Annotated in this window: 11 protein-coding genes; 7 read left to right on the top strand and 4 right to left on the bottom strand. The window is 69.6% G+C overall.

Features of this window, described 5'->3' with window-relative positions; all coding sequences use genetic code 11:
* Positions 1–43: 43 nt before the first annotated feature.
* The 3 genes from AC5RUK_RS06350 to AC5RUK_RS06340 form a co-directional block, all read right to left on the bottom strand.
* Positions 44–421: a DUF6507 family protein gene (locus AC5RUK_RS06350; RefSeq protein ID WP_494151674.1), complete on the bottom strand. Its 378-nt coding sequence runs from the start codon at positions 419–421 to the stop codon at positions 44–46.
* A gap of 33 nt (positions 422–454) precedes the next feature.
* Positions 455–760, bottom strand: a complete 306-nt coding sequence (locus AC5RUK_RS06345) for a hypothetical protein (protein ID WP_493989446.1) — start codon at positions 758–760, stop codon at positions 455–457.
* Between the two features lie 159 nt (positions 761–919).
* Positions 920–1,267, bottom strand: coding sequence for a hypothetical protein (locus AC5RUK_RS06340; RefSeq protein WP_493939538.1), 348 nt, complete (start codon positions 1,265–1,267; stop codon positions 920–922).
* A gap of 261 nt (positions 1,268–1,528) precedes the next feature.
* On the opposite strand from AC5RUK_RS06340, the gene AC5RUK_RS06335 reads away from it, so the two are divergent.
* The 7 genes from AC5RUK_RS06335 (at position 1,529) to rarD (ending at position 10,925) form a co-directional block, all read left to right on the top strand.
* The gene (locus AC5RUK_RS06335) at positions 1,529–1,849 is read left to right on the top strand and encodes a hypothetical protein (protein WP_494151673.1); all 321 of its coding nucleotides are present in this window, start codon (positions 1,529–1,531) and stop codon (positions 1,847–1,849) included.
* A gap of 2 nt (positions 1,850–1,851) precedes the next feature.
* Complete coding sequence (eccD, locus tag AC5RUK_RS06330) at positions 1,852–3,177, top strand: type VII secretion integral membrane protein EccD (RefSeq protein ID WP_494151672.1); 1,326 nt, start codon at positions 1,852–1,854, stop codon at positions 3,175–3,177.
* Between the two features lie 20 nt (positions 3,178–3,197).
* Positions 3,198–4,298, top strand: a complete 1,101-nt coding sequence (locus AC5RUK_RS06325; RefSeq protein ID WP_494151671.1) for a nucleotide-binding protein — start codon at positions 3,198–3,200, stop codon at positions 4,296–4,298.
* Complete coding sequence (eccCa, locus tag AC5RUK_RS06320; protein ID WP_494151670.1) at positions 4,295–8,410, top strand: type VII secretion protein EccCa; 4,116 nt, start codon at positions 4,295–4,297, stop codon at positions 8,408–8,410. Before AC5RUK_RS06325 ends, eccCa begins: the two co-directional genes overlap by 4 nt.
* Positions 8,403–8,834, top strand: a complete 432-nt coding sequence (locus AC5RUK_RS06315) for a hypothetical protein (protein WP_494151669.1) — start codon at positions 8,403–8,405, stop codon at positions 8,832–8,834. The genes eccCa and AC5RUK_RS06315 overlap by 8 nt, the downstream gene beginning before the upstream one ends.
* A gap of 8 nt (positions 8,835–8,842) precedes the next feature.
* Complete coding sequence (locus tag AC5RUK_RS06310; protein ID WP_494151668.1) at positions 8,843–9,835, top strand: DUF6177 family protein; 993 nt, start codon at positions 8,843–8,845, stop codon at positions 9,833–9,835.
* Positions 9,836–9,905: 70 nt separating this feature from the next.
* Entirely contained in the window at positions 9,906–10,925 is a 1,020-nt protein-coding gene (gene rarD / locus AC5RUK_RS06305; protein ID WP_494107872.1) for an EamA family transporter RarD, read from the top strand.
* A 78-nt stretch (positions 10,926–11,003) separates the two neighbouring features.
* Here rarD and AC5RUK_RS06300 read toward each other — a convergent pair whose 3' ends face one another.
* On the bottom strand, positions 11,004–11,411 hold the full coding sequence (locus AC5RUK_RS06300) for an SRPBCC domain-containing protein (protein ID WP_494107585.1): 408 nt from the start codon (positions 11,409–11,411) through the stop codon (positions 11,004–11,006).
* Between the last annotated feature and the right edge of the window lie 48 nt (positions 11,412–11,459).

Below are 11,459 nucleotides of genomic sequence, written 5' to 3'. Positions count from 1 at the left end.
GTGCGTGAGACCAGATGTTCCTGAAAATGGCGGGACCGGTTGGTCAGAGCGCCAACGGAGTTGGTCCGTGCGGTCGGTGCGGACGCGACGTGTCCTCCTCCACGGGCAGGGTCCCGATCAGGTTTTGGGCGTCTCCGGCCATCTGCGCGTCCCCCATGACGTAGGAGTTCACCGCGTCCATAGTGCCCTGGAAGGTGGTCTGCAGCCGTCCGGCAACACTGTTCAGTCCGGGTTGGACGGTCTTCTCCGCCCACCCGTTGAGCGCATCCATCACCGGGCCGGACTTGGCGGCAGCGATGATGTCGCCGACCGCGGTACCCAAGGCCGGGAAATCCCTCTCAAAGCTGTCGGCCCGCCCGCTGGCGGTGGTGACGATTGTTTGGACTTTGGTGGGTTCGATGTCCCAGCCGTCGAGTGCCACTGCTGTTTGCCTTCCGTGCCGGATGTTGGCGGTCTAGATGTTGGCGATCTTCCCGCCGGCCGTCTTGATGGTGTTGCCGGCGGTGCTCTTGGCGTCCTCCAGCAGCTTGTGGACGTCCGCCATGATGCCCGCAAACGCGAAGCCGGCGTCTGCCCATGCCTGCTCCACGCGGTCGTACTGCTCCGCGATGTCCGTGGCCTGGAACTTGGCCTGCAGGTCCGCGGCGTCCTTCTTGCGGGTCTCCACCAGCGCGTTGAGCTTCTTCTTCACCCGGTCCAGGTTGTCCTGGGCCTGCGATGCGCCGCCGTCGGAGAAGGCGTATGAATTCTGGTCTGCCATGATGTTTCCTCCCTCATGCCCGGCCTCGGCCGGAAAAATCGTCTGTGAGTCAGTGCCGCTCTAAGGTGTCTGCCGCTCTAGGGTCGCTTTAGGGGCCAGGGCCGCTTTAAGTGAGTGCCGTTGGGCCGTCTCGGCCCTGTGCCCGTGTCTGCGGACAGGCTAGCCGCGGTTGCGGAAGACGGCGTCGTCCCAAGCTGCCTTGCCCTCGGTGGCATCGGCGTCGTCGGCCTGCTGCTGCTCGCCCAGCTGCATGGTGGTGTTGACCTCGGACTGGCCCTGCTGAATGGAGACCAGGGATTTCTGCAGCCCCGACGCCACCATGTTGGCCCGGCCCATGATGCCCTTGAACTTCTCCCAGAAGTCGCCGGCGGTGTTGCCGCGCATGGGCTCGGGGACTGCCTCAAGTTCCTTCATCAGTGCCTGGAGTTCGGTATCGGCCGCCGCGCTGGCCTTCCCGGCGTCGACAAACGCGCTCTTTTCCATCTTGATGAACTGGTTGCCGCTCATTGCTCCACCTCCGTGCCCCGTCACGGGGCTGTAGCTGCCGCTTGCGCCGGCGGACGCCTGCTGCGTCCGCGGTGCGCCGGGTTGCCGCCCGGCCGGTTGTCCTCGAGCGGTTCCCCGCCTTTACCATAGAACGCGCCGGCCCGCATTGCGTCAATCAAAGTTAATGGGTACATCTCCCCATCCTGCGCGGGACACGCAGGAATTAATCCATCACTTGGAGCGATAAGCTCGGTAGGCGACGCACCGCTTGGGAGGAGAGACGTGGCCCACGATTACGACAACCAGCTCATTGAGTCCGTGGCTGTCCGGCGTGCCCGGCTGACCACGGCGCTGCTGTACGGCGCGAACCCGCTGCAGCGGCGCTGGAAGTCCAGCGTGCGCACCTTCTTCTTCAGCATCGCCATGGCGGCGGTCATTGCCGCCGTCTGCGTGGGCTATTCATTCGTGACCAATTTGCTGGAAGACCTGCGGCAGGAACGGCAGCAGCGGGCGCAGTCCGCCGTCGTCCTCCACCTCAGTGGCGATCCAGCGGACGACGGCGGCGTCCGCCTGCCGCCCGTCCCCCACCGAGGAGCCGCTTGAGCATGGCCGAAACCTTTACCCGCGTCACCGTGGCCGGATCGCAGCGCCATGTGGACGTCCTGCTCCCGTCGCGGACGCCGGTCGGCCTGTTGCTGCCCCAGGTCCTGGAGCTGCTCGATGACCAGCCGGCCGCCGCCGTCGCCGTCAAGACGCTGATCACCCCCGCCGGCGATCCGGTCCGCGAGGACGCGTCGCTGACGGACGCGGGCATCGCCGACGGCGCCATGCTCCGGCTGGTGAATGTGTCCGAGGCCCCGCCCGCACCGGTGGTGTACGACATTACCGACGCCGTGGTGGAACAGACCGAGGACATCGGCGGCCGCTGGACCGAGCGGGTCCGCCGCGGGACGGGGGCCGTCTTCGCCGCCATCGGACTCTATCTGGGCGTGCATCTGCTGCTCGACGGCACCGCCACCGCCATGGCCGCCGCTGTCTTCTTCGCGCTGGCCGCGGTGCTGCTGGGCGCCGGCATCTACCTGGGCCGGGCGACCGCCACGGTACTGGGCCCGTTGCTGGTTGGCACCGGTTGGCTGCTGGCCGTGGGCGGCGTGCTGCGCCTGCCGGCCGATCCCGGGACGCACGTGCTGCTGGCCGCCGCGGCGAGCGCCGTGGCACTGGTCTGTGCGGGCCTGATCTCGCAGCGTCCGCGCGCGCTGGTGTCGGCCGCGGGCCTGCTGGCCCTGCTCACCGTTTTCTGGGCCGCCTCGCTGGCTCTCTTCAGCGACCCGGTGCGGGCTGCCGCCGTCGCCGCGCTGCTCAGCTGCGCGACCCTTGGCCTGCTGCCGCAGATCGCCCTCTCCACGTCCGGGCTGGCCACGCTGGACGACCGGCGGGCCAAGGGCGGCCGCATCGGACGCACCGACGTCCACGTGGCCATCGGCTCGGCGCACCGCGGGCTCAGCTTCGGCACCGCGCTGGCGGCGCTCTCCGTGGCCGCCGGATTGTGGATCCTGGGCACGGACACCGCGTCGCAGGTCTGGACGATGCCGCTGGTCGGCTGCCTGGCCCTGGCCACCGGGCTGCGCGCGCGTGCCTTTCCGCTGGCCACCGATCGGATCGCGCTGTACCTGGCGGCCGCCGTCGGCACGCTCGCCCTGGCGCGTTCGGTGCTGGCCTTCGCTCCCGGGCACGGCTGGTTCGTGGCAACCGGCCTGCTGGTGCTGGCCATCGCCGTCGTGATCTCGCTGACCGCCACGCTCGCCGACCATTCCGCGGCGAAACTGCGCCTGCTGGCCAACCGACTGGAGACGCTGGCCATCCTGGCCGCTGTCCCGCTGGTCATCGGCCTGTTCGGCGTCTTCGCCTCGCTGCTGACCACCTTCGACTGAGACAGGTTGGAACCGACTCCATGGAACCGATTTCGCGCCGTGACCTGATCGCCCGGGAGAATACCGCCACCGGCCACGTCCCAGCGGGCCCGCCCCCTCAAAGTTCCATGACCCCGGCCGCCCCATCCGGTGCAGGCCGCTCCGCCCGGACGCAGGTGGCCGATCCGTGGAGCACGCCGGCTCCGTCCGCCGGACCCGCCGGGCCGGGTCCGTTCGAGTCCGACGCCGAACAGCGCCGCCGCCGCCTGCGCAGCCGGCGCGGCGAGCCCTGGCTGGTCCGCACCTTCCGCGCGGCGAAGGGCCTGGTCTCCTCCGACGACTACCCGCAGCGGCTGGTCGCCGCTACGGCCGGCGCGCAGGCCGCCGTCAGCACGGGGCGCCGGATCGCGGTGATCGGCAGCCGGGGCGGGGCCGGGAAGACCACGACGGCGGCGCTGCTGGCATCGCTGTACGCGGCGGCCCGGCAGGACACGATTGCTGCCGTGGACCTGGCACCCGCCGGCGGCACCCTGGCGCTGCGCCTCGGGGTGCCGGACGCGCCGGCGATCGACGACGCCGCCTCGGTCCTGCAATACTCCCCCGCCGCGGGTGCCGACGACCTGCGCCGGCGGCTGGCCGCCGCCGGGCCCAACCTCTGGGTGGCCGGAGCACGTGCCCTCGGCGGGCATGCCGGGAACACCGCGCTCTCCGCGGCAGGCCAGAACATCTCCCGGTACTGCCCGGTGGCGGTCTACGACTGCGCCACCGGCCCGGGCGAGAACCCGGACACCAACTGGGCCATCGGCGCCGCGCAGGTGGCCGTGCTGGTGGCCCCCGCCTCGGTGGCCGGCGTCCAGGACGTACGCCGGACGGCGGCCGCGTGGGCCGCCACCCCGGAGCTGGCCGGAACCGGCCTGCTGGCCGTGCTGACGCAGACCGATGCCGATGCCCCGCTGGATCCGATGGCCGAAGCCAAGCTGCTGGCCCGGGACGGGATCCCCGTGCTGCCCCTGGGGTACGACCGGCACCTGGCCAGCGGGGTGGAGATCGACCCCGGCCTGATGTCCCGTGCGGTCCGGCTGCAGGCGGCGGAGCTCGCCGCCACGGCGCTGGCCTTGGCGATGGAGCACACCGGCCGATGAGCGTGAAGATCTTCCACCGGCCGGCCCGGACCACCGCCCCGGCCCGTGAGGCCGCTCCCTTCAGCCTGGAGGCCCCGCCGCCGATGGGCGAGAAGTCCGGCAGGATGAACGCCATGGCGCTGATCCCGCTGCTGGGCGCCGGATTGTCCATGACCGTGATGATGCTCTTCCGCGGCAACAGCCTGGCCGCCGTTGGCGCCATCGCGATGATCGTGACCGTCGTCGCGTCCATCGTCATGATGTTGGGCCAGCGCGGCCGTGCGGCCCGCACCCGGGCCGAGGAACGCGACCGCTACCTGGAATACCTGGAGGAGTCCCGGGCCACGCTGCGCGCCGACGAGCAGCGCACCATCACCACGGCGCGCACCAGCAACCCGGAACCCACCGCCCTCTTCGACATCGTCCGCAACACCGAGCGGCTGTGGGAGCGGCGCCGCGGCAACGAGGACTTCCTGCACGTGCGGATCGGCTCCGGGGAACGGATCAGCCGGCAGATCGCCATCACCGAGCAGGGCCCGGCCACGGCCCAGCGCGACACCTTCATGGACAACGAGGTCCGGATCCTGCAGCGTCGGTATGAGAGGTCGCCGGATTTGCCGCTGACCCTGCCGCTGGACTCGGCCGGCAACGTCAGCATCATCGGCTCCCGCGGATTCGTGCTCAATGCCGCCCGCAACCTGCTCGCCGAGGCCTGCGCCTTTCACTCGCCCGAAGACCTGCATGTGGGCATCGCGGCCGGCGAAGACCGGCTGGGCGACTGGGACTGGGCCCTGTGGCTGCCGCACCTGGCAGACCAGAAACAGGCCCACGCCACCGGCCCGGTCCGCCGGATGGCCCGTTCCCTGGACGAACTCGGGGCCGTGGTGGCCGACGAGCTGAACCGCCGCGCGGTGGTGGCGGCCGAGTCCTCCAAAAACCTCAGGGGCGCCAGCCAGCACCTGCCGCGCCTGCTGGTGCTCGCCGACTGCTACGGCGGACTGCCCGAAGAACTCGTGCTGCCGGACCGGCACGCCGGACTTGCCCACCTGGGGATCACCGTGGTGTACCTGGTGGCCGACCGCGGCCAGGAGCCCGGCGAAGTCAGCGTTCGCGTCACCCAGGACGGTGCGGCCGCGAACGCCGCTCCGTCCGGTGCGCGGGCGGCCCTCCCCCGGGCGGGCCGCGCGGCAGGCGCCGCCGCCCCGGAAGCCGGTGCCCCGCCGTCGGACTCGGGATTCATGATCCAGAACTACCGCGAGGATCCGGTCGAGCCGGTCCTAGAACAGGGAACCCTGGACCCCCTGGCCGTGGCGACCGCCGAGGCGCTGGCCCGGGAACTGGCGCCGATGCGGCTCTCGGCGGACTCGCTGGAACACAACACCGCCGCCAGTTCCGACAGCTTCCTGGACATGCTCGGCCTGAGCCCGGCACTGGACGAGGCGGACATCAGGCGGCTCTGGAAGCCGCGCAGCGAAGTGGACTTCCTGCGGATCCCGCTGGGCCCCGACGACCGCGGCCGGCCCGCACTGCTGGATCTGAAGGAATCGGCACAGTTCGGCATGGGCCCGCACGGGCTCTGCGTCGGCGCCACCGGCTCGGGCAAGTCGGAAATGCTGCGGTCGCTGGTGCTGGGCCTGCTGGCCACCCATCCGCCGGAATTGCTGTCCATGGTGCTGGTGGACTTCAAGGGCGGCGCCACGTTCGCTCCCTTCGCCGACGCGCCGCAGGTCTCCGGCGTGATCACCAACCTGGCCGACGACGCGAGCCTGATTGAACGCATCTATGCCAGCCTCAACGGCGAAGTGGTCCGCCGGCAGGAAGTGCTCAAGGCCGCCGGCAACATCGCCAACATCACCGACTACCAGCTGCATCGGCAGGAACGGCTGGCCCGCGGCGAGGCCATGGAGCCGCTGCCGCATTTGGTGGTGATCATCGACGAGTTCGGCGAACTGCTCACCGCCCGGCCGGACTTCATCGACCTGTTCCTCTCCATCGGCCGGATTGGCCGGTCCATCGGCGTGCACCTGCTGTTGAGCAGTCAGCGGATCGAGTCCGGCAAGCTGCGCGGACTGGAGACCTACCTGTCCTACCGGATCGGCCTGCGCACGCTCTCCGAATCGGAGTCCCGCACCGTGCTGGACACGCCGGACGCCTTCCACCTGCCGCCGGTCCCCGGGTACGGCTACCTGAAGGTGGATACCACCGTCTACACCCGGTTCAAGGCCGGCTACGTGTCGGGCCCGCTGGAGGATGTCCAGGCCCGGGAGGCGGACGAAACCGCCGGCGACGACGGCCCCCGGGTGCTGCCGATGCCCACCTATGCGGCCAGCCTGGAGCGGGCGGACGACGCCGGCACGGCCGCCGCCAAGCCTGCCCGCACCGGGGCGTCCAAGCGCACCACCGGCCCGACCGTCTTGTCCGCGCTGATGGCCACCCTGGCCAGGTTCCCGCGCGCGTTGGATCCCATCTGGCTGCCGCCGCTGCCGGCGGCGCTGGCATTGGACACCGCCGCCGGTTCGGTGACCACGACCAGCCAGGGCATCCGGCTCGCCTCCGGCGGCGGGCTGAAGGTCCCGATCGGCCTGCTGGATGACCCGGCCAAACAGTGGCAGGGTGTCTGGGAACTGGACCTGAAGTCGGCGGGCGGCAACGTGGCCATCATCGGCGGACCGCAGTCGGGCAAGAGCACCGCGCTGCGCACCATCGCGGCCTCGCTGGCCCTGACCCACAGCCCGCAGGAAGTGGGCATCTACTGCGTGGACCTGCTGGGGAACTCGCTGATCCCGCTGGAGGGCCTGCCGCATGTGGGCGGCGTGGCCGTGCGGACCAACCGAGAAGTGGTCCGCCGCACGGTCGAAGAACTGCTGGCCATGCTGGGCGAACGTGAGATCGTCTTCGAAAAGTACCAGGTGGACTCGCTGGCCACCTTGCGCAGGTTGTGCGCCCAGGGCAAGATTCCCGAACTGCCCAGCGCCGACGTCGTGCTGGTCCTGGACGGCTACGGCCTGCTGACCGATGAATTCGAGGACATCGAGCCGGCCGTGCATGCGCTGATCGCCCGCGGCGGCGGCTATGGCATCCACGTGGTCACCACCGCCAACCGGCAGAATGAGATCCGGCTGGCCCAGCAGTCCTTCTTCGGCACCAAGATCGAGCTGCGCTTGGCCGATCCGGCAGATTCCTCCTACGGCCGCAAGCTGGCCGAGACCATGCCGGCCGACCGCCCGGGCCGCGCGCTGACCGACGCCAAGCTTTTCGGCCACTTTGCGCTCCCCCGCATCGACGGCGTGGCCGACGCGGACACGGCCACGCAGGGCACCCGGGACATGGTGGCCGCCGTCGCCGCCTCCACCGATGCCCGCGCCATGCAGGTGCGCATCCTGCCGCAGGTGGTGGAGGCCGCCCAGCTCGAAGTCCCGGCGCTCCAGGGCCTGCTGCCGCTCGGCCTGCGCGAGACCGATCTGGGCCCCGAAATGCTGGACGTCGTCCGCGGCGAGCACCATCTGATCGTGATGGGCGACGAACAGTCCGGCAAGACCAACCTGGTCCGTTCCCTGGTGGCCTCGCTGGTGGCGCAGTACCCGTCCCGGGACCTGGTCTTCGCCGTCTTCGACCCCCGCCGGGCGCTGGCCGACGTGGTCCCGGATGCCTACCTGGGCGGCTACGCGCCGAGCGCCGCCCAGGCCGAGCCGCTGGCCAACGCCATCGCCTCGGAGCTGTCCAAGCGAGCCGTCGGCGGCGACGCGATGCAGGACAGCATCGGCGAGGCGGACAGCATCCCGCGGATAGTGCTGCTGGCCGATGACTACGACATCCTCACGGCCGGCGGCGCCGGCCCGCTCCGCTCGCTGATCGAGTACCTGCCGATGGGCCCGGAGCTGCAGCTGAACGTGATCCTCACCCGACGGGTACGCGGGGCCGGCCGCGGCATGTACGAACAGTTCTTCGCCGCACTGCGGGACTCCGGCAGCACCGGGCTGATCCTCTCCGGCGACCGCTCCGAAGGCGGCCTGCTCAACAACGTGCGCGCCCGCCGGTTGCCGCCCGGCCGCGGCCTGCTGGTCCGCTCCGGCGGCCCGGTGCAGACCGTGCAGACCCTGTGGACCCCGATGGAGGCAACCGCCAATGTCTAACACCGTCACCGTCGTCGCGCTGGATGAACCGGACCAGGACGTGGTCATGGTTTCGCTGCTGGCCGTGGTGCCGCAGGAGTACGTCCGCCAGACTGCCGGCAACGCCCTGCTGGAAGTGGAAGACGGCAACGGCACCACCATGCTGGCCGTCGAACTGCCGCGACTGGTCCGGGTCCCCGGCGAGGTGTCCCGGCTGCTCGCCGGCGCCACCGTGAACGCCATCGAGGGCACCCCGATCCCGTCGATCTTCTCCGACGACCCGGACTTCGCCGAGCCGGAGCACCAGGACCTGTGGTGGCAGGAGATCACCATCCGCAACGGCATCCCCGACGGCGACTCGCTCGGCTACCGGGTGGCGCAAAACATCGCCGTGCGGTGCCGCGGCGCCGTCGTCGCCCACAAACTGCCCGGGTACGGTGAATAGGGATGGACATGCACGCTTCCGCCTTCGATTTCCACACCGGGCGGACCGCCGTCGTCTTCCAGGACAGGCCGCTGGCTTTCCTCTCCCCCGCCCTCACCCGCGCCTATGTGGCCGCCCGCGCATCGGAGCGCCAGTTCGTGGTGATGACGCCCAGCACCAGCAACCTGACGCTGCCGCTGTACCAACTGCTGCAGCGCGAGGGCTGCATCTGGATGGCCAGCGCCGCGGACGGCACGTTCTACAACGGCTTCACCGGCCAGCAGTACCGCTGGAGCGGGGACGTTTTCGCCGCCGAGGAACAGTTGGCACCGGACTACCTCCAGGCACCGGCCGGATCCGACGGCGTGATCCAGGCCCGCGGCGAGATCCTGCATCCGGCCAGCGAGTCCACCCGGATCGGCGGCTTCACCGCCGCACTGTTCACCGAGCTGACCGGCGCCGGGCCGGTGGGGTGGGGCATCCACGAACCGGTCAGCGAACCGTGGGACGCGGCCGAACTCACCAGCTACTGCTTTCGCCTCGCGCCGATGACCAGCAACATCGTCGTGGTCGGCCGTCCCCGTCCCGGCACGGATGTGCCATCCATCGGCGTGCTCACCGTGACGCGCTCGTCGACGGGTGTGCACGAGTCGGTGGAGCTGTTCTGCGAATCGGTGGATCCGCTCAGCGACGACGAGCTGGCCTCCTTCGGTTCGGCCATGCACCGCGCACACGCCCGCACCGCGCTGGCCGGGCACACCATGCTGCTGGACCGGCTGGCCTTCCCCGCCCGCTTCACCGGCGTCAGCGTCCCCGCGTGCTCGTTCTTCGGGCCGGAGGCGCTGGCGCAGTTCGGTCCGCAGCAGGCCCTGGCCGCCGCCGGCGAGCGCGCGCGGCTGGTGGGCGTCCCGCCGCTGCAGTCGCTCGCCGTCACGTACCACCGCGATCCCTCCGGCGGCCGTCAACATCCGCTCGATGAGTTCAGCGAACTGGTGGGAAAGCTGGCCGGCGGGAAGTTCTGACCCCGCGGCTGCACCGGAGTACGGTGGGTGGAATAGAACCCACCGACCGGAGGTTGTCGCCAGCGTGTCCATGAACGACGGAGGTGCCTCCTCGGAGCCCTCTTCCCCCGCCCGCGTGGCCGGGAGCCCGGATGGCGGCGTCAGCTCGCCGGCACGGGGGCGGCGGACCACCGAGACCCGGGCCGGCATGGGTTACGGCCTGGCGGCCTACGGGCTCTGGGGCATCCTGCCCCTGTACTTCACCGCCCTGATACCCGCCGGGCCGCTGGAGATCGTGGCCAACCGGATTGTTTGGTCGCTGCTGTTCTGTTTCCTGCTGATCACGGCGCTGCGCGGTTGGCGCACCTTCCGCGCCGCGCTGGGCAACGGGCGCACCTTTGCCACCTTGTCCCTGGCCGCGGTCCTTATTGCGGTCAACTGGTTCACCTACACGTTCGCGGTGCTGAATGAACACGCCATCGAAGCGGCGCTGGGGTACTTCATCAACCCGCTGGTGTCCGTGCTGCTGGGGGTCATCCTGCTTAAGGAACGGCTCCGCCCAGCCCAGTGGGCCGCGATGGGCGTGGCGTTCGCAGCGGTGCTGGTGCTCGCGTTCGGGTACGGCAACGTCCCCTGGATTGCACTGATTCTGGCGCTCAGCTTCGGGTTCTACGGCCTGGTCAAGAAAAACATTGGCGGCCGGGTCGATGCCGTCACCAGCCTCAGCGTGGAAACGTTGGTGCTGGCCCCGGTCTCGGTGGTCATCATGCTCATCCTGATGGCCGGCGGCCAGGCCACGGTGCTGTCCGAAGGCACCAGCCACTTCTGGCTGATGGCGGCCAGCGGACTAATCACCGCGCTGCCGCTCCTGTTCTTCGGCGCCGCCGCCCGCCGCCTGCCGCTGAGCACCGTCGGCATGCTGCAGTATCTGGCCCCCATCCTGCAGTTCATCATCGCGCTCGTCTTCCTGCACGAGCCCATGCCGTTGGAACGCTGGATCGGTTTCGGCCTGGTCTGGTTCTCCCTGGCCATCCTGACCACCGACATGGCCGTTGCCCTCAAGCGGGCGCCCAAGGCCGGGGACGAACCCGCGGCCGCCCAGGCACGCTAGGCGCCTGCGGCGGCTTGGATCACCTCCGGAGCGGCATTTCGGTTCCTCGCAATTTTTTAGGAAACAAATTTGGCCGATTTAAAGGTCGGCCAGCCCGTCGTACGTTGACCAGAATTCGGACATGGATCGTGGCCGGCCCATGGTTAAGTCTTCCAAGTAGAGAAGATGCGCGTGCCAACCGGGCAGGTAATTGACCGCTTCGCTCCCCAGGCCGTCGTGCGCCAAGACTAAGTTGGTAGTACTGCCAACCGGGGTGAGAGTGATCCGCACATCTGAAGGCGGCTCGTCCGGAAAGTCCCACGTCATGTGCAGCAGTTTTTCCGGTTCACATTCCAGAATCCGGCTGGTGCAGAGATAGTTTTCCGCGTGCTGAACGGTCACCACATCGCCGCTAACGAATCGCCCAGAGGTTAATGTCCCTAGCCAATGAGGTAAAGCCTCCGGGTCTGTAAGGCCCCACCAAAGACGGTCTGCGGGAACTTTCATGGACCACCTATGGGACACGCGTCCGCTCGCCGCTTGAATAGTACGACT

The sequence above is a fragment of the Arthrobacter sp. Y3223065 genome, assembly GCF_059090885.1.
Note: the sequence above shows the minus strand (reverse complement) of the source record. Positions and strands in the feature narration are given on the sequence as shown.